Below are 23578 nucleotides of genomic sequence, written 5' to 3'. Positions count from 1 at the left end.
GGACAAAGGGATCGCGCCTGCCTAACGGTGTGATCTCTTTGTTGTTTGTTAAACGTTGGAGTTGGAGGGAACGAAATCATAATGGATGCCAAACAAGCTTTTCGTTCAATAAAGCAAGGGAGTACTGCTCCGATATATGTATGTTACGGTACGGAATCCTACATCATGAACGAGTTTATCGAACGGCTGCTGGAGAAGCTCGTCGAGCCGGAGCATCGGGAAATGGCAGTCGTTCGTTTTGAGACGGGCGAAACCCCGCTCGACAGCATCATTGAAGAGGCCGAAACTCTTCCATTCCTTGTACCGAGCAAAATCGTGCTCGTAAGGGATAGCGTCTTGTTCGCTTCGGGCAAAGAATCAAGCCGCGTGGAACATCGGCCGGAGAGGCTGCTGGCGTACATGGGACAACCGTCCGAGACGACCGTGCTTGTCTTTATCGTGCCGCATGAGAAGCTCGATGAACGCAAGAAACTGGTCAAAACCGCAAAATCGAACGATTCCGTCATCTCATTCACGCCTTTGCAATCCGAGGAGCTTTTACAGTGGCTGCTCAAGCGCGTCAGCAATCAAGGCCGCTCGATGGCGAACCAAGCAGCGGAAGAACTCCTCCGACGCGTTGGCACGGACATGCATGCGTTGGCGGCAGAGACGGATAAGTTATGCTTGCATGCCGGAATTGGCGGTACGGTGACGACCGAATCGGTTAATGCCCTGGTGCCTATCGCGACGGAGCAGAACGTATTCCGGTTGACGGAGGAATTGGCGGCTCTACGCACGGCAGAAGCGATTACGCTTTATTACGATTTGTTGAAGCAACGCGAAGAGCCGATCAAACTTATGGCTCTGCTCGTCCGTCAATTCCGCAATATGCTCTACGTTAAGGAGCTTGGCAGCCAGGGTTACTCGCCCCAGCAGATGGCATCTCAACTCGGCTTACACCCATATGCCGTGAAAATCACCGGCGAGCAAGCACGCAAATTCAGCCAAGAGCGCCTGGCTTCCATGCTCTCCGAGTTAGCCGATCTAGACTACAGCATGAAAACCGGCCGTATCGAAAAGGCTCTTGGCCTTGAACTGTTCTTGCTAAAAACAGGCTCAGCCGGCGCAAGCTAACCATGCCCTTACATAGAAAGCCCCGAGGCCATCGGGGCTTACCAACACGAATCCCAACTTTGTTGGGTTTCATTATTTATGCAGCTAACGATTGCACAGAATGTGCAGAGGAAAGTAAGTCCCACGGAAAGTTTACGGCCGCCTTTGTAATCCTGTTGCATCCGCATAATCAATTCAAGGCAACTGGATTACAACAAGCGGTGGAGTGGGACTTACTTTTCGGCGCACATGGTTTGTGCAATAAAGTTGTCTGCATCGCTAATGAAATCCAACAAAAAAAGCCATCCTAGGCAGGTAACCCTGCACCAAGGATGGCTTTTTCATGGCAACCGTATCGTCGGGATGCGGTTGCCGCATATACGTCAGGCGCAAGCTTACGCTTGGGCGGACAATGCGTTGATTTTTTTGGCCAGACGGGACTTTTTGCGAGCAGCTGCATTTTTGTGAATGAGCCCTTTGGTTGCCGCTTTGTCCAACTTTTTCTGAGCCGCTCCGTAAGCTGCTTTAGCAGCGTTTACGTCCGTTCCTACGACCGCTACATCAGCTTGTCTAACAGCTGTACGTAGAGCGGATTTAGCCGAAGCATTGCGTTGACGGCGAGCTTCGTTCGTTTTGGTACGTTTAATGGCGGATTTGATGTTTGGCATTCTTTTCACCTCCAGCAAAAACAGAAGTATTTCTCCACACAACTTGTAACATTCTATCATGCAAGGGGTCAAAAAGCAAGCAGATTTCCCACCTCAATCCGCAAGCGAAAGGGGCTTTAGATCACCCGATGAACATCGATTTGTCCATGTATGACGTACGAACGGATCTGGCGCTTGAAGCCAAGGAAATCGCAACCCAAGCTCAGTCCGCGGGAGAAATACCCGGCGTATGGTCGGAGACCGATAAAGCAGACGGAATTATTTTGACCCGGATGCACATCCAAACCGATGAAGCCGCGCAGAAGATCGGCAAGATGGTCGGCCATTACGTCACGTTGGAAGTACCGGAATTGCGCCAAGGGGATACGACGCTGCAGGATAAAGTAGCCACTTCTTTCGCAAGGGAGTTCGAGGCGTTCCTCAAGAGGATCGGCATTACCGAGAAGAGCAGCGTTCTTGTCGTTGGACTAGGCAACTGGAACGTAACCCCCGATGCTCTCGGGCCTGTAGTCGTAGAAAATATAATGGTTACGCGCCAATTCTTCGAGCTGATGCCCGATCAGGTTAATCCCGGATATCGGCCGGTCAGCGCGGTCGCGCCCGGCGTGCTTGGGACGACAGGTATCGAATCGAGCGATATCGTGCAGGGCATCGTTCAGAATTCAAAGCCTGATCTCGTTATAGCCGTGGATGCGCTCGCGGCCAAGTCGCTCGACCGGGTGAATACGACGATACAGATCGCGGATACGGGCATTCATCCCGGGTCTGGAATCGGGAATAAACGCAAAGGGCTAACGCAAGAAATACTGGGTGTCCCTTGCATCGGAATCGGCGTCCCGACCGTCGTGTACGCATCGACAATCGTTAACAACACGATGGACATGGTTTTCGAGCACATGAAGAAACATACTCCCGATACCGAGCCGCTGTTCGGGGTGTTCGGCAAAATGGAGGAAACGGAACGGCTGCAACTCGTAAGAGAGGTACTTAATCCGGTTGGTCACGACCTTCTCGTGACACCGAAGGAAATCGACAAGTTCATGGAGGATATCGCGAACGTTATCGCAAGCGGGCTGAACGCGGCGTTGCATGAAGCCGTGGACACCGACAACGTAGCTGCTTATACCCACTGACATACCGTTGCTCATACGATAAGACCCGGCTGGAATGAGCCGGGTTTTTCCTATGCTTTTTTCCTAAATCTATCAAACTCTGAATTGGTTGTTCTATCATTTTTCATCCTCTCATATGATTCAATACAAACAAGAGAAGGGGTGCCCGCATGCTAGGAACTCCGGGGAGGATGAGTGATGAAACGTATAGCCCGATCGCCGAATTGGCCGCTTCTAAAGGCAAGATGGAGGCGAATTCTGATTACCGGCCGCGCCTACTTCGTACTGAGCGTATGCTCTATGGTTTTATTCGTTTTGCTAGGTCTGGGAGGAATGGCGCAGAAGTCGTTGATCGCTTCTCCCGTTCAGTCGATGAAAGGCTTCGCCGCTTCCGTGTCCGGCCAGTTTTTCAAATCGCTGCTAGGCATGGAGCTGCCGCATATGGATTCCGGGGAAGGATCCCCGTTTCATGCCAGCCGCATGGCTGCTTTCCTGCTTCGGTTTATGACCGACATGAATGCCGACGATCCGAAGAGCCTGCTCGCGCTTGAAATGCCGGGAATGGACAGAGACCATTCCGTGCTTCTGCGTCCGGGATCGGGAGGACCGGAAGCGCCAGAGGATCGCAGTCCTCTCGATGAAGGAGATCGGCAGCCGGACAATGGACAACCTGACATAAACGGCTCGCCGGATCCCAAAGCGACCTTGCAACCGGAAGAAAGCCCTTCTTCCATTGAACAAACGCCATCGTCCGAGCCCTCTCAGGAAGAGGATAATCCGCCGAAGTTTACGGGCAAACAAACGACGGAAGGCCGCAAGGTTGTGTTTATCTACCATTCCCATAATCGGGAGTCCTGGTACCCCGAGCTGAAATCGGACAAAAAGGATCCCAATTCGGATTCGGTTAATGTGACACTCGTCGGAAAGAGGCTGGCTAAACAGCTGGAATCGCTGGGAATAGGCAGCACGCACTCCTCGAAGGACTATCCCACTACCGTTCAGGGCTATAATTGGAATTATTCCTACAAATATTCATTGCAAACCGTTCGCCAAGCTTTGGCCAGCAATAAACAGCTTAAATTTTTCTTCGACATTCATCGCGATTCCCAGCGTCGCAAAAAAACGACCGCTACCATCAAGCAGAAAGACTACGCGCAAGTTTACCTTATCATCGGGCACCGTAACCCCAATTGGCGGGAAAACGAGCAATTCGCGAATCAGATTCACGAACGTCTTGAGAAGGATTACCCCGGTTTATCCCGAGGCGTATGGGGAAAGACAGCTGCCAATGGCAACGGCGAATATAACCAATCGATTGCTCCAGACAGCGTTCTTATCGAAATCGGCGGCGTGGACAATACGCTGCAGGAATGTTATCGCACTGCTGACATCCTAGCTAAGGTTATTGCGGAGTTGTACTGGGAAAACGAGAATGCGGTTAAAGTTAACGCGGAAAAATAAATGTATGCAGGAGGTACGGGTATGCGAAGGGATTCTTTCAAACTGCTTATTCTGGCAGGAATCGTGGCGTTCGCCGTTTTGTACGGGATGGACCTATCTTCCAAGGGAATCGCGAATGTGAATGGCCCCTTGTCAACGGAAAGTCCAAGCTCAGAAACGCAAACCTCGGCGGATGGAGAATGGACGCTGCCGAATACCGATAAGACGCAGCAAAGTAATAAAAACGAAGCCTCTTCCGTAGCCCGTCAACCTGTTGACGATACGCCCTTCTACAACTGGGATGAGGAACAATTGATTCCCCGCAACGACCGCAAACCGATCGTCGATCGCGTTTCGGGCACAACCGCTAAAGTGCTGCATGAACTATCGCGTAATGGGATACGCATGGTGGTATCGCTTTTTGACAAAGTGACTGGATGACTTTGCGGACGAGCGAGTGTCGCTTGACTCGGTGCGGTCCGATCTTTTATGATAAAAGCAATTCGACTTGTTAGGAGAAATTTTAATGTTGGTATCGGGTTCTACACAGATCTAATTCCATAACGTCGCGTAAGCGAGACAGATCGTACGGGATCGGCATGCCTATTAGGCAGGTTTGTTTCGTCGTTCCTCGCGCGCGGCATGGATAGGCCAGTGGAGAACCGGATGAGACATTATCTTGCGTACGTTATTCGTACAGGAGACGTCTGCCGTGCCCATTTGGGCACGGCTTTTTTGCGTATTTCAAACCCTAACTTGGAGGAATAACAACTCATGAGAGAACACGCCTTGTCAAAATTGGATTATAACCGAGTAATTGAAACGGTTAGCGGATATACGGTTACGTATTTGGGATTGCGTCATGCGGGTGAGCTTCGTCCATCTAGCGACGCGGCTGTCATCATGCGGAAACTGCAAGAAACGGAGGAAACGCGCGGGTTGCTCGCCAAAGGCGCTCATCCGCCGCTGCCTTCCATGGAAGGCATGGAAACTTTGCTGCAGCTGCTGGGAACCGGCTACGTGCTGACGGAGACGGATTTCGGCTTCCTCGCCCAATTCATCCGAAGCTGCGCCCAGCTTCGTCAATATATGGCTAGCAAGCGGGGGGAGGCACCCGATGTTTCGGCTTACGCGGCATCGATGCACGACCTGAAGCCCCTTCTGGAAGCAATCGAGCAGTGCGTCGACCGCGGTCGGATCGTCGATGCGGCGAGCGCCGAACTGCATAAAACCCGCAAAAAAATCCGCGTAGCAGAAGAACGCCTTCAAAAGAAACTCGACGGTCTGCTGTCGCGCCTTTCGGACATTTTGCAAGAGCGTCTCGTCAGCCAGCGGAACGGCCGGTACGTGCTGCCGGTGAAGAAAGAATACCGCCGACGGTTGGCCGGAACGGTACTCGACGAATCGTCGAGCGGCCAAACGGTATTCGTCGAGCCGGCTGAAGTGGCTCCGCTCCAGTATGAGCTTAGTGCCTTGCGCACGGAGGAAGCGCGAGAGGAAACTCAGGTTCTGGCGCAGCTTACGGGTCTTGCGGAATCGTATGCCTACGAATTGTCCGTTAACGCGGACACGGTCGGGTTCTACGATTTCCTGCTGGCGAAAGCGAAATGGGCACTCGCCATCGGGGGCGCATCCGTACGACTGAACGAGCAAGGAAAGATTCGACTAAAAGAAGCTCGCCATCCATTCTTGTCGGTCCCGCCCGTTCCGCTTAACGTCGAAGTCGGGAGCGAATTCCGCGCGCTGCTCATTACGGGACCGAACACCGGCGGCAAAACCGTCGCTTTGAAAACGATCGGCCTGCTCACGCTGATGGCACAGTCCGGGCTGCTCGTTCCGGCCGCAGAGGGCTCTGAGCTCGCCGTGTTCCGCTCGGTGGAGGTTGACATCGGCGACGACCAGAGTCTGGACGCTTCGCTCAGCACCTTTTCCTCTCACCTCCGCAACGTAATCGATATATTGGCCCATGCGGGGTCATCCACGCTCGTGCTGCTCGATGAACTGGCAACGGGGACGGACCCGGGAGAAGGAGTCGGGCTTTCCATCGCCGTGCTGGAGGAGCTTTACCGCAGAGGCTGCGTGATGATGGCCACGACCCATTTCAACGAGATTAAAGAATATGCCCGCGTCACTCTCGGCTTCCGGAACGCAAGGATGGCTTTCGACGAGGAAACGTTAAGTCCGTTGTATCGGCTTGATATGGGCGAGGCTGGCAATAGTTATGCGTTTGTCATCGCTAGGAAGTTGGGCATTTCGGAAGCGATCGTAAAGCGTGCCGGAACGATTGCGGAAAGCTTGAAGGCGGGCAGGGGCACCGCGGCGATTCCCGCGCTTGCAAACGGAGGAGATCATCCCGATCGAGCAGGAAACTCAAAACGTGCGTCCGATACGCATAAAAAGAAACCTGCCGACACTGAGCAGCAACTGCACATTAACTGGGAGATAGGCGATGTCGTCTTTATCCCGCATTTGCGCAAATCCGGCGTGGTCTACCGCTTAGCGGATGAACGGGGCAACATGGTCGTTCAGGTGCAGAAAGAGAAGCTGACGATCAACCATAGGCGCATCCGCAAATATATCGATAAGAAACATCTTTATCCCGGCGAAGATTACGATATGGATATCGTTTTCGAATCGGTCGAGAATCGCAAGAAACGCCATGAGATGGGGAAGCGGCACGTGGAGGGATTGACGATCGAAAAGCCGCAAGAGGAATGAATAGGTTGATTCAAATTGTGAATCTAAAATTGATTCATTAAATGATTCAATGTACAATGTATATAAAATCCGACCGAAAAGGGTGATTCCAATGCTGAACAAGAAACAGTTGACAGTTCGCTTACCGCAATCGACCGTCAATTATTTGAATTCGAGAGCCGAAAGCGAGAATAAGTCGCTGAACGATATTTTGGTGGATGTAACCGAGGAATATATGAAGTGGCATGAAGGGGAGAAAGTGCTGCAAGATATAGCGGTTATTCGTGAAAAAGTGAAGGGTGAAACGGGCGTGCATCCGGACTCGACCGAAGATATCAGAAAGCTTAGGGAAGACGAACGGTGAAGAGGGTTTGTCTGGACGCCAATATATGGGTCAAGGTTTTGACGGAAGAGCCGGATTCTCCGCAAGCTCAAGACCTCGTCATCCGGTTCATAAGAGAACGGACGGAATTGATTGCACCCGCCATCATGAAGATGGAAGTCGGCAGCATCCTGCGCAAGAAATGGAGCCGGAAACTTCTGGACGAACACAGCATGAACGAGTTGTGGCTTAAATTTCTTGCCCTGCCAATTGTTTATGTCGATCATAAGCAGCTTTATGATCTCGCTTGGGGTATTGCGGAGGCGAACCGACTAGTTCACCTCTACAATGCCATTTACTTGGCGTTAAGCGAGGGAATCGAATTTTGGACGGCGGATGAACGGCTCGCGAATTCCGTAACACAGACGAAGGCACAGGTAAGGCTTTTGGGCAATTAAGCTTTGACCGCCTCAAGCTGTGGCAGTCATCATTGATGGCTTGAGTATACGCTGTTATAATGAAGTGATCGTCATTCTGACGCATGGAACCGGCTGGAGGGTATTTATTGTAATGGCAGAACTCACTTTTAAACAAAGCCACATTCGCAATTTCTGTATTATTGCGCATATCGACCACGGCAAATCGACGTTGGCCGATCGCATTTTGGAATATACGGGCACGCTTACTTCCCGCGAAATGCAAGCTCAAGTACTGGACTCAATGGACCTAGAACGCGAACGCGGCATTACGATTAAGCTTCAGGCCGTTCGTCTGCTATACAAAGCAGACGACGGGGAAACCTATATGCTTCATCTGATCGATACGCCGGGGCACGTCGACTTCACGTACGAGGTATCGAGGAGCTTAGCCGCTTGCGAAGGCGCGCTGCTAGTCGTCGATGCAGCACAAGGCATCGAAGCGCAGACGCTTGCCAATGTATATCTCGCGCTGGACAATAACTTGGAGATCGTTCCGGTTATTAACAAGATCGATCTGCCGAGCGCGGATCCGGATCGGGTCAAGAAGGAAGTCGAGGACGTGATTGGCCTCGATACGAGCGACGCGGTTCTAGCTTCGGCGAAGAACGGTATCGGGATTAAAGAAATATTGGAGCAGGTCGTGAGTAAAATCCCCGCTCCTCAGGGCGATCGTAACAAACCGCTTAAAGCGCTTATTTTCGATTCCCACTATGATCCCTACAAAGGGGTAATCTGTTATATTCGCATCATCGACGGAACGATTAAAGCTGGGACGCGCATGAAGTTTATGGCAACGGGAGCCAACTTCGATGTCGTCGAAGTGGGGACCTTTATGCCTCGCCCGGCATCGGTACCGGAGCTTGGACCGGGGGATGTCGGATTCGTGACCGCTTCGATCCGGAACGTAAAGGATACTCGCGTTGGAGATACGATCACCGATATGAAGAATCCGACGGAAGAAGCTCTCCCGGGATATCGCCGGGTTAATCCCATGGTTTTCTGCGGATTGTATCCGATAGAAACGACCGATTATAACGATTTGCGGGATGCGCTGGAGAAGTTAGAACTTAACGATGCATCGCTTCGTTACGAGCCAGAATCTTCACAGGCATTAGGCTTCGGTTTCCGTTGCGGATTCCTTGGGATGCTGCACATGGAAATTATTCAAGAGCGTATTGAGCGCGAGTTCAATATTCCTCTTATCACGACGGCTCCAAGCGTTATTTATAAGGTAACTCTGACGAATGGGGAAGTTCTGGAAATTTCTAATCCTGCTGAATATCCGGAAGCAGGCAAGCTGGAATTCGTAGAGGAACCTTACGTCAAAGCATCCATTATCGTACCGAATGAATTTGTAGGGGCGATTATGGAGTTATGCCAGGGCAAACGCGGAGAGTTCATCGATATGCAATACCTTGACACGAACCGCGTGACGTTGAAGTATAACATGCCGCTAGCGGAGATCGTGTATGACTTTTTTGATCAATTGAAATCGGGTACGAAAGGATACGCTTCCTTCGATTACGAATTAATCGGTTTCCGCCAATCCAATTTGGTTAAGATGGATATTCTCCTTAATGCGGAGAAGGTGGACGCACTTTCCTTTATCGTTCATAAAGACAGAGCCTACAACCGCGGCCGCGTTATTTGCGAGAAACTCAAGGAACTGATTCCCCGCCAAATGTTCGAGGTGCCGATCCAAGCCGCGATCGGACAAAAGATCGTATCGCGCGAGTCCATCAAGGCGATGCGCAAGAACGTATTGGCGAAATGTTACGGCGGAGATATTTCACGGAAAAGGAAGCTGCTCGACAAGCAAAAAGAAGGCAAGAAACGCATGAAACAAGTAGGCAACGTGGAAGTGCCTCAGGAAGCTTTCATGGCCGTATTGAAGCTTGACAACGATTAATAGTGGATGATTAGAGGGCAGCGGGCTGGGTTTTCGGCCTGCTCTTCTTTTCTCGGAGGTGAAATAGAGACTTGAGCGATTCATTCATTACTGCCGTCACAGCACCTCCGGTTCATCAGTGGACCCCGAGGGCGCTTTATATTCATATCCCTTTTTGCACGAACAAATGCTTTTACTGCGACTTTAACTCTTACGTGGCTGCGGGTCAGCCTATAGATGCTTATTTGGATGCTTTGGATAATGAGATGAAGCTGACAGTTGAAGAACTGCCGCCGACCGTAATCGATACTGTATTCGTGGGCGGGGGAACGCCAACCGTGCTTACGCCACCTCAGATGACTCGTTTTCTGGCGTCTGTGAAGAAATATTTTCCGCTGGCGGCGGATGTTGAATTTACGATGGAAGCGAATCCCGGTACGACGGATCCCGAGAAGCTTGCGGCTATGCGAGAAGGCGGCGTAAATCGGATCAGCTTCGGGGCCCAAACGTTCGACAACGGGTTGTTAGCCACGATCGGCAGAATACACGAGGCGCAGGATGTCATTCAGAGTATAGCGAACGCTAGAGCGGCGGGATTTACTAACCTATCAATTGATCTAATGTTCGGCTTGCCCAACCAAACGCTGCAGCAACTAAAGGATAGCGTCGACAAAGCATTGGAGCTTGACTTGCCGCATTATTCCTTATATGGCCTCAAGGTGGAGGAGAATACGCTGTTTCATCGATTATATCAACGCGATGAGCTTCCCCTTCCCGAAGAGGACGACGAGCTTGCGATGTATGAGCACCTGATGAAGCGGCTAGGCAAAGCGGGTTATCGTCACTACGAAATCAGCAACTTTGCGAAGCTTGGATTTGAGAGCCGCCATAATACGACCTACTGGTACAATGAGCCTTATTACGGGCTCGGAGCCGGTGCGCACGGTTATGCGCTTGGCATGCGGCACATCAATATTAAAGGCGTACAGCCGTATATCGATGCCGCGAACAAAGCGCTTCCCCGTTTAGAGAAAAACGAGGTCAGCCTCGAAGAAGCGATGGGCGATTTCATGATGGTCGGCTTGCGCTTGCAGGAAGGCGTTACTCAGCTGAGCTTCAGCAGCCAGTTCGATGGAGCGGTATTGGAAGAAACGTTCGGCCCGGCTTTGCATAAGCTGCTTAAACAGGGTTTGTTGGAAAAGCTGGATCAACCTGAAGGATATCGCTTGACCCCCCAAGGCATTTTGTTCGGCAACGACGTCTTCGGAGCGTTCGTGTAATTTCAATTGCTTGATTTCATCTCTGCGTTAAATTTATCCGATCCGCCTTTGGCGATGCTAAGCGTCTGCCATTCGGCGGATTTGTGCGCTTTCGCGACATATACGATCTGTCCGACATGATAGCCATAGTGTGAAATTTGGCGATGGATGGCTTGCACGACGGTATGGGCTTCACCGCGAATCATTAAAAAACATCATACTCCAATCCATCTGTATTTACCCGATCGCCATTTTAATCACGCTGATAAACAAACCTGTTCACACCGGAACATTTCACCCTTGAGAATTCATTCGTTCTGATGTATATTTATTCATATCTATTCATCGTACGAGAGAAGGGATTTCGATGTCGGTTATTTGCCGCAAAGCGCAACCGAACGATGTGGACGCGCTTTATGAACTTATACAGGACTATGCCGCCAAAGGCATTATGCTGCCGCGCTCCCGCGAAGCGTTAACGCGGAATATTAATAATTTCGTTGTCGCGCAAGACGGCGATAAGTTCGTGGGCTGCGGTTCTCTGCTTCAGCTTGGCAGCGACTTGGTGGAAATTCGTTCGCTAGGCATCGCTGACGGATACAAAGGTCAAGGTATCGGCAGCCGGTTGGTAGATGCTCTGCTGGAACATGCAAGTGCTTTAAACATACCTAAAGTCATGGCGCTTACTTATGAAGTACATTTTTTCGAGAAAAATGGGTTCCACGTCGTAGACAAGGAGATTTTTCCGGAGAAAGTATGGACGGATTGCGTCAATTGTCCCAAGCAGCAATGCTGTGACGAAATTGCCGTAGTAAGAATGATCGAACCCGCAAAGCAAGGCGAACAATTGAGTTTCGCCCAAATCTGATTTTACATGCCGAATCGAACCGGAACGTCCTTGACACGACCGGAACGGTTTGGTATTTTTGTATTAGCCATTAGCACTCGCTTAAAAGGAGTGCTAACGAATTGAGTGGAAAGCTAATAAAGGAGGAGTCTCGGATGCTGAGTGAACGCCAACGAATGATTCTCAATGCCATAGTCGATGATTATATCCGTTCCGCCGAGCCCGTCGGATCTCGCAGCATATCCAAGCGCGGAGACGTCACTTTCAGTCCGGCTACCATTCGCAACGAGATGGCGGATTTGGAGGAATTGGGTTTGCTTGAGCAGCCCCATACTTCCGCCGGCCGTATTCCTTCCATTAAAGGCTACCGCTATTATGTCGATCATCTCGTCACTTTGGACGGACTGGGAGATCAGGATGTTCGGAAGCTCCGTACTTTTTTCGCTGAGAAAATGAACCATTGGGAAGGCGTAATCGGGCATGCGGCGACACTGTTGTCACAGCTGACGAATTATACGTCGATCGTTCTCGGACCGGAGATGTTTAGCACGACGCTTAAGCATTTTCAGCTTATCCCGATCAACGATGTTTCCGCGGTAGCCATTATCGTGGCGAATACAGGGCACGTCGAGCACCGGACGATTACGATTCCGGATGGAATATCGATGGACGACATGGCGAAAATCGTAAATTTATTGAACGACAAGCTAACCGGCATTCCGTTTCATCGGGTCAAATCGGTGCTGCATAGCGAGATTGCCAAAGAACTTACCCGTTACATCGACCATTGCGAGGAAATTTTGTCGCTATTGGAGCAGACGATTACCGAAGAGCAGGAGCCGAAGGTGTTTTTGAGCGGGGCATCCAACATGTTAACCCAGCCGGAATTCAAGGATATCGACAAAGCCAAGAGCATACTCGAGATGCTGGAAGAAACGCAGCTGCTCATGCAGCTATTCCAGTCCAATCCGAGTGGAATCCAAGTGAGGATCGGCACGGAGAACGCGATGGAAGCGATCAATCAATGCAGCTTGATTACGGCCACCTATTCTTATGAGGGGCAATCGCTCGGCACGATCGGAATATTAGGTCCGACGCGAATGGAGTACGGCAAAGTTATTAGTTTACTTGATTATTTATCCAAGGATATCGCTTTGTTGATGTCGCGTTGGCATAAGTAAAACGTTGCATAGCCCGCTAGCAAGGGTGGCACGGTAAGGAGGTGAATGCTGCATGAGCAAGAACGAAACGAAGGAGCCGGTAATCGTGGATGAGCAACAAGAGGTCTCTTTTGAGGAACAAGATGTCGCGAACGAGAACAACGAAACTTCCCCTCTGGAAGGCGAGCATTCGGCAGAAGCGAGCGGCCAAGACAGTGTCGTAGCCGAGTTGCAGCGTCAAGCGGATGATAATCATAGCCGTTATTTGCGCGCGCAAGCCGATTTCGATAATTTTCGTCGGCGTACGTTAAAGGAAAAAGAAGAAATAACGCAATATGCTTCCCTGAAGGTAATCGGTCAATTGCTGCCCGTGCTGGACAATTTCCAGAGGGCGCTGCAGACCGGAGCAGAGGGCGCGGAGAGCGGATCTTTTGCCAAAGGCGTGGATATGATTTATCGCCAGCTTAATCAAGTTCTCGAGGCGGAAGGGCTGAAGCAATTGGAAGCAATAGGTCAGCCATTCGATCCGGAACTGCACCAAGCCATTATGCAAGTGGAAAGCGAAGAACATGAAGCAGGTACCATTGTCGAAGTTATTCAGCCTGGTTATAAGCTGAAGGACAAAGTCATCCGTCCGGCAATGGTTAAAGTCAGCGGTTAAACGCACGATCAAGCGAGCAGCGCACTTATATGAAGGAGGAACATACTTATGAGTAAAGTAATCGGCATTGACTTAGGAACGACAAACTCATGCGTAGCGGTAATGGAAGGCGGCGAAGCCGTCGTTATCCCTAACGCGGAAGGAAACCGCACAACCCCGTCGGTAGTCGGCTTCAAGAAGGACGGGGAGCGTATCGTCGGGGAAACGGCGAAACGCCAAGCGATCACGAATCCGGATCGTACTGTAAGCTCGATCAAACGCCATATGGGAACGAGCCACAAGGAAACGATCGAAGGCAAAGCATACTCCGCCCCGGAAATTTCGGCAATCATTTTGCAGAAGCTCAAAGCGGATGCGGAAGCATACTTAGGGCAAACCGTAACGCAAGCGGTAATTACCGTTCCAGCATACTTTAATGACAGCCAGCGTCAAGCGACCAAAGATGCCGGCAATATCGCGGGTTTGGAAGTATTGCGTATCGTTAACGAACCGACGGCGGCGGCTCTCGCATACGGATTCGAGAAACAAGAAGATCAAACGATCCTCGTTTTCGACTTGGGCGGCGGTACGTTCGACGTCAGTATCCTTGAGCTTGGCGAAGGTTTCTTTGAAGTTAAAGCGACTAGCGGCGACAACCACCTCGGCGGCGACGATTTCGACCAAGTGGTCGTGGAATGGTTGGCCGGAGAGTTCAAGAAAGAGCACGGCATCGACTTGTTGAAAGATAAAGCAGCGGTGCAACGCCTTAAAGACGCAGCCGAGAAAGCGAAAAAAGAACTTTCCGGCGTTCTGACGACGACGATTTCCCTTCCGTTCATTACGGTGGTGGATGGCGTTCCTCAGCATTTGGAGCTTAACCTGACCCGTGCGAAATTCGATGAATTGACTGCCGCATTAGTTGAGCGTACAGTCGGACCGACTCGTCAAGCATTGACCGATTCCGGCCTTAAGGCTTCGGATATCGATAAAGTCGTATTGGTCGGTGGTTCCACTCGTATCCCAGCCGTACAAGAAGCGATTAAAAAACTAACGGGTCAAGAGCCGCACAAAGGCGTTAACCCGGATGAAGTCGTTGCTTTAGGCGCGGCGGTTCAAGCAGGCGTATTGACCGGTGAAGTTAAAGACGTTGTCTTGCTCGACGTTACTCCGTTGTCCCTCGGTATCGAAACCGCGGGTGGCGTGTTAACTAAGATGATCGATCGCAATACGACGATTCCGACAAGCAAATCGCAAGTATACTCCACCTATGCGGACATGCAGACGCAAGTTGAAATCCACGTCCTGCAAGGCGAGCGCGCGATGGCTAAAGACAACAAAACGCTTGGACGCTTCATTCTTAGCGACATTCCCGCTGCTCCTCGCGGCGTACCGCAAATCGAAGTTACTTTCGACATCGATGCGAACGGCATCGTTAACGTATCCGCGCTCGATAAAGGTACCGGAAAGAGCCAGAAAATCACGATCACTTCCTCGAGCGGCTTGAGCAAGGAAGAAATCGAACGGATGCAGCAGGAAGCCGAACTGCATGCCGAAGAAGACAAGGCGCGTCGCGAGCTTGTAGAAGCGAAGAACAGCGCCGATCAACTTATCTACAGCGTCGACAAGACGATCAAAGACTTGGGCGACAAAGTTGATGCTGGCGAAATCGAAAAAGCGACTGCGGCGAAAGAAAAATTGACAGGCGCCTTGGCTAGCGATAACCTTGAGGAAATCAAAACGGCTACCGACGAGTTGACCGAGATCGTGCAACAGCTTTCCGTTAAGCTCTATGAGCAAGCCGCGCAACAAGCGCAAGCGGCTCAAGACGGCGGCGAAAGCGCAGATGCGGCTCCTAAGAAAGAAAATGTCGTGGATGCCGATTACGAAGTCGTTGAAGAAGACAAAAAGAACTAAGATTCGTTGAATTAAATCGAAAGTCAAAGTGATTTCCTTCTCTGGCGGAGTCATTTTGACTTTCCTTCATGAGGAGGTGGAGAAGTGGCGAACAAAAGGGATTATTACGACGTGTTGGAATTGCAGAAAAATGCCTCCACGGACGATGTGAAGAAAGCTTATCGCAAGCTGGCGCGTCAATATCATCCGGATGTGAATAAGGCAGCGGATGCGGAAACGAAGTTTAAGGAAGTCAAAGAAGCGTACGACGTGCTGAGCGACGATCAGCAGCGGGCGCGTTACGACCAGTTCGGCCACCAGGATCCGAATGCCGGCTTTGGCGGAGGCGGCGGAGGCGCTGACTTCGGCGGCGGTTTCGGTGACATCTTCGATATGTTTTTCGGCGGTAACGGCGGGGGACGGAGGGATCCGAATGCGCCGCAACGGGGAAACGACCTGCAATATACGATGACGATCGAATTCAAGGAAGCCGTATTCGGGAAAGAGACGGATATCACCATTCCTCGTACGGAATCCTGCGATACGTGTCACGGCAATGGCGCTAAACCGGGAACGAAACCGGAAACGTGTTCGGTTTGCCGAGGCTCCGGTCAACAGGAAGTGGCTCAGAATACGCCGTTCGGGCGGATCGTTAACCGTCGGGCTTGTACCGCTTGCTCGGGACGCGGAACGATTATTAAGGAAAGATGCCCGACTTGCGCCGGTAACGGCCAAGTGAAGAAGCAGCGCAAGATTCACGTCAAGATTCCTGCCGGCGTCGACGAAGGCGCTCAGCTGCGCGTAACCGGCGAAGGGGAAGGCGGATTACGCGGCGGACCTTCGGGTGACTTATATATCGTGCTTCGCGTGAAATCCCATGAGTTTTTCGAACGGGAAGGCGACGATATTTATTGCGAAATCCCGCTTACTTTCACCCAAGCGGCTTTGGGCGACGAGATCGAAATTCCGACCCTTACCGAGAAAGTGAAGCTGAAAGTACCTGCCGGTACCCAGACCGGAACTTATTTCCGGCTTAAGGGCAAGGGCGTGCCGAAGCTTCGCGGCTACGGTCAAGGCGATCAGCAAGTTAAAGTAACGATCGTTACTCCGACTCAGCTTAGCGATGAACAGCGGGAACTGCTTCGCGACTTCGCTTCCAAGAGCGGAGAAGCGACTCATGAGCAAAGCCAATCCATCTTCGAGCGGATGAAACGCGCCATTTTAGGAGATTGATCCTTCATAAATATTAGACCGTCCAGGAATTATTCTGGCGGTTTTTTATTTTGCATAAGCGTGACGCCGTAAGTGCAACATAGGGGAATCATTGCGTTGCGGGCATTAGCCGCATCCAAGAAGGAGGTTTTCCAAGTGGCTGAAGAAAACAGATTGTTGTATGCGGGGGCGTCTTCCATGGAACATTCGAAAATGCCCATCGGATCTGCGGAAGACGTGGAATTCGCCGATGAGCTTGCGGATGAGGATGACAAAGAAGCGCTCCAACGAGCCGAGGCAGCCGAACAACGGGTTGGCGCCAGCGAAGGGGAGTGACGACTTGGAAATGAATCCTATCCAAGCAAGATTTGCGACGCAGGATCAAGCGGAATCGGCAATGCGTAAACTCGCAGCTCTGCGAAGCGATCGCTTCCGGTTAGAGAGGGTCGCAACTTCTCTAGATATAGATACGAGCATCGAAGCTGCTGAAGATATGTCTCCGCTCGCGGCATCGGCAGATGCGGCGGCACATCAATGGGGAGTATCGCCGGAAGGAAGCTCCTCCGCGGTGTTTACTTTATCCGCTAACGTTCCCGATGCAGCAACCGACCAAGCTCGCACCGTTATTTTACAAGCTGGCGGTCAGATCATTTAGAAGCGAAGGCGCAGCGCTCGGATGCTGCGTCTTTTTATATGCGTAAGATTCAACTCGCATTTTTGCTCCCGCAAAACAGTACGTGTATAATGAAACTCATTGAGCAGTCTTAGGGCTGGTTGCGACAAGGGGAGGAAAAGATTTGCGCTGGCATGAATTAACCGTCCTGGCGACGGAATCGTCTCAGGAAATGGTTACCCATTACCTAACGGAGCTTGGAGCAGGCGGCGTTTCGGTGGAAGAGGCCTGGTCGGAGGATAAGCCGAGGGATACTTCCTTTGGTCAAATATACGATACGCCTCTAAACGATATCCGGCCTGGATATGCTATTTTCAAAGCTTATTTCTCGGAAGATACCAAGATGGAGCCGGTTGCCGCCGAGCTGAAAACTCTGTTGCAAGGGCTGCCCGAATACGGGTACGACGCAGGTGAGTTCACGATTGAATTAGGCGACGTTCACGAAGACGATTGGGCGGATGCTTGGAAGCAATATTTCAAGCCGATCGCGATTACGGAACGTCTTACGATTAAGCCAACCTGGGAGGAATACACGCCAAAGGGCGATGAGCTTATTATCGAGCTCGATCCCGGCATGGCGTTCGGAACGGGCACGCATCCCACGACGGCACTCTGCCTAAAGGCGCTTGATAACGCGATTACCGGCGGGGAGCAGATCATCGATGTCGGGACCGGTTCCGGCGTACTCGCCATCGGCGCTATAAAGCTCGGCGCGTCCAAGGTGCTGGCGCTAGATCTAGATCCGGTTGCGGTTACTTGCGCGCAAGAGAACATAACGTTAAATGGTTATGACGACGTCATCGAAGTAAGGCTTAGCGATTTGCTCGGCGTTCTTCACGATGGCGAGAGCAGCGGCGTTACGCCTCCCGTGGACCTCGTGGTCGCTAATATTCTCGCGGAGATCATCTTATTATTCCTAAGCGATGTAATGGATGTACTTAAACCCGGCGGAATATATATTACCTCCGGCATATACAAGAACAAAGAAATGATCGTGGAAGCGGGATTGCTCGCGGCGGGATTTGAAATCATTGACGTGCTAAGGCAAGAAGAGTGGGTGGCGTTCGTAGCCGGCAAACCTAAGGGGGATGGCGAGTGAATTTTTTCTGGTTTCCGATTGAACACCTTCCTGTAATCATTCTCGTCATGCTTGTTGCCTTTAGCGTGCATGAGTTTGCGCATGCTTGGACCGCATGGAAGTTCGGCGACGATACAGCTTACCTTGAAGGTCGAGTTTCACTTAATCCTATGGTTCATTTGGATTGGATCGGGATGCTGTTCTTGATCTTGGCCGGTTTCGGTTGGGCCAAACCTGTGCCTGTCCGTCGAAGCAGATTCAAAAATCCGCGTCTCATGAGCATTGTCGTATCCGCTGCCGGCCCTATTAGCAATTTGATTCTTGCGTTTCTCATCTTGTTTTGCATGGATCTATTGCACGTATTGCATGTGGTTAATTCTATTTCAGACAATATGATCACCTTTATCGGGTATTGGGTAACTATAAATTTGTCCTTATTGTTATTTAATTTAATTCCTATACCGCCATTGGACGGTTATAGAATAGTCGAGGAATTTTTACCGATCAGAACACGGATTAAAATCCAGCAAATGGCCCAGTGGACCACTTTTATTTTTCTTCTTATCATCTTCATACCACCGCTGCGGGATATTACGATAGGCCCGCTAATGGGCTTGCGAGGACCTATCATTGATGGAATGGGATGGCTGCTGGATAAAATATTTTCTTCTGCCGGCGGGAGCATGTTTCATCGGATATAGATTGTCGGAAAAGTACGGTGGCGAAACGCATCGGAACACGTTATGATGAAGGATGGAACTAAGGCAGGAGGCTGTTTGGGATGCAGCGTTATTTTGTGCCTGCGGCGCAGATGGAACAGCATTCCGTCGCGCTCGAAGGCGAAGACGCCCGGCATTTGGCCGCCGTCATGAGATCCAAACCGGGCGATTGTTTTATTGCCTGCGACGGAAATGGCCGCGATGTCTTAGCTAGGATCACGTCGGTCGATAAAGAAAACGTTCAGGCGGAAATTACCGAAGAGCTGACGACACGTGCAGAGATGTCCTGGAATATAACGGTGGCGCAAAGCTTGCCCAAAGGGGACAAGCTGGAAATCGTCATCCAGAAAGGAACGGAAGCGGGCGCGACGGCTTTCCAACCTTTCTTGTCCCAGCGAACCGTCGTCCAATACGACGAACGCAAGGAAGCTAAGCGGCTGGATCGATGGCGCAAAATTGCCAAGGAAGCGGCGGAGCAAAGCCACCGCAGCGTCATTCCGGAAATCAATGCGGTCGTTTCGTGGAAATCTTTGCTTAAACAGTTCCCGGAATACGACCTTGTTTTGTTCTGTTATGAAGAGGAAGGCCGTTCCGGAGTTGGGTTGCGCGATATTCTATCGACGTTCCATTCGGATATAGACGGTAAAACCCCGACAATATTGGTCGTAATCGGACCGGAAGGCGGCTTTACCCCGCAGGAAGCGGAGGCCGCATCGGCATCGCATGCTAAATTAATCGGCTTAGGCAAAAGAATATTACGGACGGAGACGGCTGCGCTATATGCACTTGCTTGTCTCGCTTACGAGTCCGGAGAGTTGGGAGGAAATTGAAGATGCCGAACGTGGCATTTTATACGCTTGGCTGTAAAGTCAACTTTTATGATACCGAAGCGATCTGGCAGCTATTCAAGAACGAAGGTTATGAACAGGTCGATTTCGAGCAGACGGCTGACGTTTATTTGATTAATACGTGTACGGTGACGAATACGGGCGACAAAAAAAGCCGACAAATTATTCGTCGCGCCGTACGTCGTAATCCCGACGCCATTATAGCGGTAACAGGCTGTTACGCGCAAACTTCCCCCGCGGAAATTCTTGCGATTCCCGGCGTCGATCTTGTTATCGGAACTCAGGATCGCGAGAAGCTGATGTCGTTCATCACGGACATACAGAACGAACGCAAGCCGGTTAACGCCGTTCGCAATATTATGAAAACCCGCGAGTTCGAAGAGCTGGACGTGCCGGATTTCTCCGAGCGGACCCGGGCTTTCCTTAAAATCCAAGAGGGCTGCAACAATTTCTGCACGTTCTGCATTATCCCGTGGTCGCGCGGGCTTTCCCGCAGCCGCAAGCCGGAGAGCGTGCTGAATCAAGCACGCCAACTTGTAGAAGCTGGATACAAAGAAATCGTGTTGACTGGCATTCATACGGGCGGGTACGGAGACGACCTTGAAAATTACCGGCTAGCCAACCTGCTTGCCGATTTGGATAAGATCGACGGGTTGGAACGGATCCGCATCAGCTCCATCGAAGCGAGCCAGATCGATGACAAGGTGATCGCCATCCTGAACAGCTCGCCTAAGATGTGCCGTCACCTGCATATTCCGCTGCAAGCGGGCGATGACGACATTCTGAAGAGAATGCGCCGCAAATATACGACAGCCGAATTCGCGGAGAAAATCCGTTTGATCCAGCATGCGATGCCCGGCGTAGCTATTACGACGGATGTTATCGTCGGGTTCCCCGGCGAAACCCAGGAGCAGTTCGAAAACGGATTCCGTTTCATGGAACAGATGAAGTTCGCGGAAATGCACGTATTCCCTTACTCCAAACGTACGGGAACACCCGCGGCGCGAATGGATGAGCAAGTAGACGAAGAAGTGAAGCACGAACGCGTTCACCAGCTTATCGATTTGTCTGAACGGATGCAAGCCGCCTACGGTCGCGAGTGGGTTGGCAAAGTACTCGATGTTATTCCGGAACGGGAAGCTAAAGGCTCTGAAGATAAGGGTCTAATATCCGGTTATACCGATAACTATATTCAAGTCGTGTTAAATGGAGATGCTTCGCTGATCGGCAAGCTTTGCCGCGTTCGGATAACGGATTCCGGAGTGAATGAATGCCGCGGCGAGCTGCTTGAGGTGTTGGATGCAGATACACACCCCGTAGCCATGCAGGCTTAAAGGTTTAGCGCAAAGATTTCATCGCAAGGCAGGACTGCGCAAGCTTCCCGCCTTGGATGAAGTCTTTTTATCGTAGATAGGACAAAGGGGGAACTCATCAGGATGAAGACGGAAATTTCCGCTGGAGGCGTCGTTTATCGAAGGCGTGACGGGCAACTAGAAATACAACTTATAGAAGATCGATTCGGAAGAATGACTTTGGCCAAAGGTAAAATGGAGCCGGGAGAATCGGTGGAGCAAACCGCTTTGCGGGAAATCGAAGAAGAAACAGGCATTAAGGGGAAAATCACCGCTCATCTGAACATCATTACATACTTATATGAGCATGCGCAGCTGGGTACGGTTCAGAAAGAAGTACATTACTATCTCGTCGAAGCCGGCGAAGGTCAGCTTCAGGCTCAAGTAGAGGAAATAACGGGTGTTGCTTGGCATAAACCTACGGAAGCTTGGCATCTACAACGCGATTCCGGTTACGATAATAACAATGAGGTACTTCGCTTGGCCTATGAGAAACTCGGAATCGAGGTGGAGCCTGTTGCCTGAGGACATTCGTTATCCTACGTGGGTGCCAGGTCAATCGCTCGCTCCTTTCATTGACTACACCATGCTCAAAGCCGAAGCCTGTGCCAGAGATATCGCCAACCTATGCGAGAAGGCGTCGGCTCATGCTTTCCATAGCGTCTGCGTAAGCGGAGGCTGGGTGCGCATGTGCCGGGAAAAGCTAAGCGGAACGAACGTCAAGGTTAGCGCAGTAGTCGGGTTTCCTTTAGGCGCGCACGCAACGAGAGCCAAAGCTTTCGAGGCGGCGGCAGCTTTGGAGGACGGGGCGTCTGAGATCGATATGGTGCTTCCCATCGGAAAGCTGATAGACGGGGAAAATGAAGCGGTAGAGCGGGATATTGCCGCTGTCGTTCTAGCCGTTCAGGGCGGTGCACTCGTTAAGGTCATTTTGGAAACCGGGTTATTAACGGACGAGATCAAGATCGCGGGAGGTAAAATTGCCGAAGCGGCTGGAGCGGATTACATCCAGACGTCTACGGGCTTCGGAGGCAACGGGGCTTCAGAAGCCGACATAAGGTTACTCCGGAGCAGCGTGTCCGCTGCAATGGGAATTAAGGCTTCGGGCGGAATCCGAAATGCCGATTCGGCTATCGCTTTGCTAAAAGCCGGCGCGAATCGAATCGGCAGCAGCTCAGGTACTGCGATTGTTAGAGGTTTTGTTTAATAATAAATAAGCAATCGGTAAAGCGAGCAGGGAGCAAATTACGTTAAACAGCGTCTGTGCATGAGCAATTTGCGCGGAAGGATCCCCGGGGGCGATAAGGGCTGCAGTCGTATGCAGAAGGCCTATCATGGGGTAGAAAAGCAACGCCCCGCTTGCATTAAGGGTTAGCTGAGACAAAGCGACAAACCGGCCCCCAGGCCCGCCGCAGAGAGAAGCTACTAATCCGGTGAAACAGGTGCCGATATTCGCGCCTAGAACGATGGCGATGCCGGCTTCCGGCGTTATTGCCCCCGTAGCCGCGAGTCCCATGCACATGGCGATCACCGCAGCGCTGGAATGTATGAGTGCGGTAAGCAATGCTCCACCGACGACTCCCCATATCAGATTGTCGTTCGTATGGCGCATAAGAGCGTCGAAAGTACCGTTTTCCCGTAAGGAAGGGCCCATTCCTTGAAGTAATTTAAAGCCGATTAGAAGGAGTCCGAATCCTCCTAACGCCATAGATACATAGCGAAGCGATAGACCCCGACTAGGATTAGCGGTTGGATTTTTCATTTCATTGAGCATAAATGTAACCGTCCATCCAATCGCGGCCAACGTAAGGATAAGGAGTCCGTACCGATGAAGCTGCAGGCTCATCAGTTCCGTCGTCAGGCACGTCCCGACATTCGTTCCTAGAATGATGCCGAAGCTTCGGGATAGAGAAAGCCATCCGGCATTCACGAAGCCGATCGTCAGAACGGTTACGGCCGTGCTGCTCTGCAATAGAGCGGAAGCGGCTGTACCGACGGCAAACCCCCGGAGCGGGGTCGCGGTCGATCGGGACACCCAATAGGCTAACCTTCGTCCAGCCCAGCGCTGTAGGGAGGTTTCCATCACTTTCATTCCCGATAATAACAGCGCGAACCCTAGCAAGGAAGAAATAATGAAGCCGGAAATCATAATCGCACCTCCCATTAAGACTATGCAAAATCAGGACAAGTTTATGAATG

At 51.2% G+C, this 23578-nt stretch carries 25 protein-coding genes; 22 read left to right on the top strand and 3 right to left on the bottom strand.

The features are described from left to right. The first annotated feature begins 81 nt into the window (after positions 1-81). Entirely contained in the window at positions 82-1113 is a 1032-nt protein-coding gene (gene holA, locus K7P76_RS14535; RefSeq protein WP_232186032.1) for a DNA polymerase III subunit delta, read from the top strand. A gap of 374 nt (positions 1114-1487) precedes the next feature. On the opposite strand, the gene rpsT is transcribed toward holA, so the two are convergent. Beyond that, positions 1488-1760, bottom strand: a complete 273-nt coding sequence (rpsT, locus tag K7P76_RS14530; RefSeq protein WP_232186031.1) for a 30S ribosomal protein S20 — start codon at positions 1758-1760, stop codon at positions 1488-1490. Between the two features lie 128 nt (positions 1761-1888). Between rpsT and gpr the strand changes: the two genes are divergently transcribed. The 8 genes from gpr to hemW all read left to right on the top strand — a co-directional run bounded on the left by gpr (position 1889) and on the right by hemW (position 10978). Next, on the top strand, positions 1889-2893 hold the full coding sequence (gene gpr / locus K7P76_RS14525) for a GPR endopeptidase (protein WP_232186030.1): 1005 nt from the start codon (positions 1889-1891) through the stop codon (positions 2891-2893). Between the two features lie 177 nt (positions 2894-3070). Beyond that, entirely contained in the window at positions 3071-4333 is a 1263-nt protein-coding gene (gene spoIIP / locus K7P76_RS14520) for a stage II sporulation protein P (RefSeq protein WP_232186029.1), read from the top strand. A 21-nt stretch (positions 4334-4354) separates the two neighbouring features. After that, positions 4355-4753: a hypothetical protein gene (locus K7P76_RS14515; protein WP_232186028.1), complete on the top strand. Its 399-nt coding sequence runs from the start codon at positions 4355-4357 to the stop codon at positions 4751-4753. 333 nt (positions 4754-5086) lie between these two features. Beyond that, positions 5087-7030 carry an endonuclease MutS2 gene (locus tag K7P76_RS14510; RefSeq protein WP_232186027.1) on the top strand — a complete coding sequence of 648 codons (1944 nt, stop codon included), beginning with the start codon at positions 5087-5089 and terminating at the stop codon, positions 7028-7030. 91 nt (positions 7031-7121) lie between these two features. Further along, entirely contained in the window at positions 7122-7373 is a 252-nt protein-coding gene (locus K7P76_RS14505; protein ID WP_232186026.1) for a hypothetical protein, read from the top strand. After that, entirely contained in the window at positions 7370-7789 is a 420-nt protein-coding gene (locus K7P76_RS14500; protein WP_232186025.1) for a type II toxin-antitoxin system VapC family toxin, read from the top strand. The genes K7P76_RS14505 and K7P76_RS14500 overlap by 4 nt, the downstream gene beginning before the upstream one ends. A 112-nt stretch (positions 7790-7901) precedes the next feature. Further along, positions 7902-9719 carry a translation elongation factor 4 gene (gene lepA, locus K7P76_RS14495; RefSeq protein WP_232186024.1) on the top strand — a complete coding sequence of 606 codons (1818 nt, stop codon included), beginning with the start codon at positions 7902-7904 and terminating at the stop codon, positions 9717-9719. Positions 9720-9790: 71 nt separating this feature from the next. Then, a complete protein-coding gene (gene hemW, locus K7P76_RS14490) occupies positions 9791-10978 on the top strand; it encodes a radical SAM family heme chaperone HemW (RefSeq protein WP_232186023.1) in 1188 nt (395 codons plus the stop codon). Positions 10979-10980: 2 nt separating this feature from the next. Here the strand turns inward: hemW and K7P76_RS14485 are convergent, their stop codons facing one another. After that, a complete protein-coding gene (locus K7P76_RS14485; RefSeq protein ID WP_232186022.1) occupies positions 10981-11163 on the bottom strand; it encodes a DUF1572 family protein in 183 nt (60 codons plus the stop codon). Positions 11164-11324: 161 nt separating this feature from the next. Between K7P76_RS14485 and K7P76_RS14480 the strand changes: the two genes are divergently transcribed. The 13 genes from K7P76_RS14480 to deoC all read left to right on the top strand — a co-directional run bounded on the left by K7P76_RS14480 (position 11325) and on the right by deoC (position 22586). Next, complete coding sequence (locus K7P76_RS14480; RefSeq protein ID WP_232186021.1) at positions 11325-11825, top strand: N-acetyltransferase; 501 nt, start codon at positions 11325-11327, stop codon at positions 11823-11825. Positions 11826-11959: 134 nt separating this feature from the next. Beyond that, on the top strand, positions 11960-12985 hold the full coding sequence (gene hrcA / locus K7P76_RS14475) for a heat-inducible transcriptional repressor HrcA (RefSeq protein WP_232186020.1): 1026 nt from the start codon (positions 11960-11962) through the stop codon (positions 12983-12985). Between the two features lie 52 nt (positions 12986-13037). After that, entirely contained in the window at positions 13038-13625 is a 588-nt protein-coding gene (grpE, locus tag K7P76_RS14470) for a nucleotide exchange factor GrpE (protein WP_232186019.1), read from the top strand. Positions 13626-13673: 48 nt separating this feature from the next. Next, positions 13674-15518 carry a molecular chaperone DnaK gene (dnaK, locus tag K7P76_RS14465; RefSeq protein WP_232186018.1) on the top strand — a complete coding sequence of 615 codons (1845 nt, stop codon included), beginning with the start codon at positions 13674-13676 and terminating at the stop codon, positions 15516-15518. Positions 15519-15602: 84 nt separating this feature from the next. Then, on the top strand, positions 15603-16730 hold the full coding sequence (gene dnaJ, locus K7P76_RS14460) for a molecular chaperone DnaJ (RefSeq protein ID WP_232186017.1): 1128 nt from the start codon (positions 15603-15605) through the stop codon (positions 16728-16730). A 135-nt stretch (positions 16731-16865) separates the two neighbouring features. After that, a complete protein-coding gene (locus tag K7P76_RS14455) occupies positions 16866-17045 on the top strand; it encodes a YfhD family protein (RefSeq protein ID WP_232186016.1) in 180 nt (59 codons plus the stop codon). A gap of 4 nt (positions 17046-17049) precedes the next feature. Continuing rightward, on the top strand, positions 17050-17364 hold the full coding sequence (locus tag K7P76_RS14450) for a hypothetical protein (RefSeq protein WP_232186015.1): 315 nt from the start codon (positions 17050-17052) through the stop codon (positions 17362-17364). 142 nt (positions 17365-17506) lie between these two features. Beyond that, positions 17507-18481 (top strand): 50S ribosomal protein L11 methyltransferase, encoded by a 975-nt coding sequence (prmA, locus tag K7P76_RS14445; RefSeq protein WP_232186014.1) that lies wholly within the window; start codon positions 17507-17509, stop codon positions 18479-18481. Then, positions 18478-19161, top strand: coding sequence for a site-2 protease family protein (locus K7P76_RS14440; protein WP_232186013.1), 684 nt, complete (start codon positions 18478-18480; stop codon positions 19159-19161). The genes prmA and K7P76_RS14440 overlap by 4 nt, the downstream gene beginning before the upstream one ends. A gap of 80 nt (positions 19162-19241) precedes the next feature. Beyond that, a complete protein-coding gene (locus tag K7P76_RS14435; RefSeq protein ID WP_232186012.1) occupies positions 19242-20009 on the top strand; it encodes a 16S rRNA (uracil(1498)-N(3))-methyltransferase in 768 nt (255 codons plus the stop codon). A 2-nt stretch (positions 20010-20011) separates the two neighbouring features. Then, complete coding sequence (gene mtaB / locus K7P76_RS14430; protein ID WP_232186011.1) at positions 20012-21361, top strand: tRNA (N(6)-L-threonylcarbamoyladenosine(37)-C(2))-methylthiotransferase MtaB; 1350 nt, start codon at positions 20012-20014, stop codon at positions 21359-21361. Between the two features lie 96 nt (positions 21362-21457). Then, positions 21458-21904, top strand: coding sequence for an NUDIX hydrolase (locus K7P76_RS14425; protein WP_232186246.1), 447 nt, complete (start codon positions 21458-21460; stop codon positions 21902-21904). Continuing rightward, positions 21897-22586 carry a deoxyribose-phosphate aldolase gene (gene deoC, locus K7P76_RS14420; RefSeq protein WP_232186010.1) on the top strand — a complete coding sequence of 230 codons (690 nt, stop codon included), beginning with the start codon at positions 21897-21899 and terminating at the stop codon, positions 22584-22586. Before K7P76_RS14425 ends, deoC begins: the two co-directional genes overlap by 8 nt. Here the strand turns inward: deoC and K7P76_RS14415 are convergent. After that, entirely contained in the window at positions 22554-23528 is a 975-nt protein-coding gene (locus K7P76_RS14415) for a Na/Pi cotransporter family protein (RefSeq protein WP_232186009.1), read from the bottom strand. The two genes, deoC and K7P76_RS14415, sit on opposite strands and share 33 nt — an antisense overlap. Positions 23529-23578: the final 50 nt, after the last annotated feature.

The organism is Cohnella silvisoli (assembly GCF_021190915.1).
GTDB classification, from domain to species: Bacteria; Bacillota; Bacilli; order Paenibacillales; family Paenibacillaceae; genus Cohnella; species Cohnella silvisoli.
The sequence above is the reverse complement of the archived record's forward strand: the minus strand, read 5'-3'. Positions and strand labels throughout refer to the sequence as shown.

What these genes read in the sequence shown, in the direction of transcription:
- grpE (WP_232186019.1), top strand. Translation starts at nt 13,038, where the DNA reads ATGAGCAAGAACGAAACGAAGGAGCCGGTAATCGTGGATGAGCAACAA.
- rpsT (WP_232186031.1), bottom strand. Translation starts at nt 1,760, where the DNA reads ATGCCAAACATCAAATCCGCCATTAAACGTACCAAAACGAACGAAGCT.
- K7P76_RS14415 (WP_232186009.1), bottom strand. Translation starts at nt 23,528, where the DNA reads ATGATTTCCGGCTTCATTATTTCTTCCTTGCTAGGGTTCGCGCTGTTA.
- gpr (WP_232186030.1), top strand. Translation starts at nt 1,889, where the DNA reads ATGAACATCGATTTGTCCATGTATGACGTACGAACGGATCTGGCGCTT.
- holA (WP_232186032.1), top strand. Translation starts at nt 82, where the DNA reads ATGGATGCCAAACAAGCTTTTCGTTCAATAAAGCAAGGGAGTACTGCT.
- lepA (WP_232186024.1), top strand. Translation starts at nt 7,902, where the DNA reads ATGGCAGAACTCACTTTTAAACAAAGCCACATTCGCAATTTCTGTATT.
- K7P76_RS14515 (WP_232186028.1), top strand. Translation starts at nt 4,355, where the DNA reads ATGCGAAGGGATTCTTTCAAACTGCTTATTCTGGCAGGAATCGTGGCG.
- hrcA (WP_232186020.1), top strand. Translation starts at nt 11,960, where the DNA reads ATGCTGAGTGAACGCCAACGAATGATTCTCAATGCCATAGTCGATGAT.
- K7P76_RS14485 (WP_232186022.1), bottom strand. Translation starts at nt 11,163, where the DNA reads ATGATTCGCGGTGAAGCCCATACCGTCGTGCAAGCCATCCATCGCCAA.
- K7P76_RS14435 (WP_232186012.1), top strand. Translation starts at nt 19,242, where the DNA reads ATGCAGCGTTATTTTGTGCCTGCGGCGCAGATGGAACAGCATTCCGTC.
- spoIIP (WP_232186029.1), top strand. Translation starts at nt 3,071, where the DNA reads ATGAAACGTATAGCCCGATCGCCGAATTGGCCGCTTCTAAAGGCAAGA.
- K7P76_RS14480 (WP_232186021.1), top strand. Translation starts at nt 11,325, where the DNA reads ATGTCGGTTATTTGCCGCAAAGCGCAACCGAACGATGTGGACGCGCTT.
- K7P76_RS14510 (WP_232186027.1), top strand. Translation starts at nt 5,087, where the DNA reads ATGAGAGAACACGCCTTGTCAAAATTGGATTATAACCGAGTAATTGAA.
- K7P76_RS14505 (WP_232186026.1), top strand. Translation starts at nt 7,122, where the DNA reads ATGCTGAACAAGAAACAGTTGACAGTTCGCTTACCGCAATCGACCGTC.
- dnaK (WP_232186018.1), top strand. Translation starts at nt 13,674, where the DNA reads ATGAGTAAAGTAATCGGCATTGACTTAGGAACGACAAACTCATGCGTA.
- mtaB (WP_232186011.1), top strand. Translation starts at nt 20,012, where the DNA reads ATGCCGAACGTGGCATTTTATACGCTTGGCTGTAAAGTCAACTTTTAT.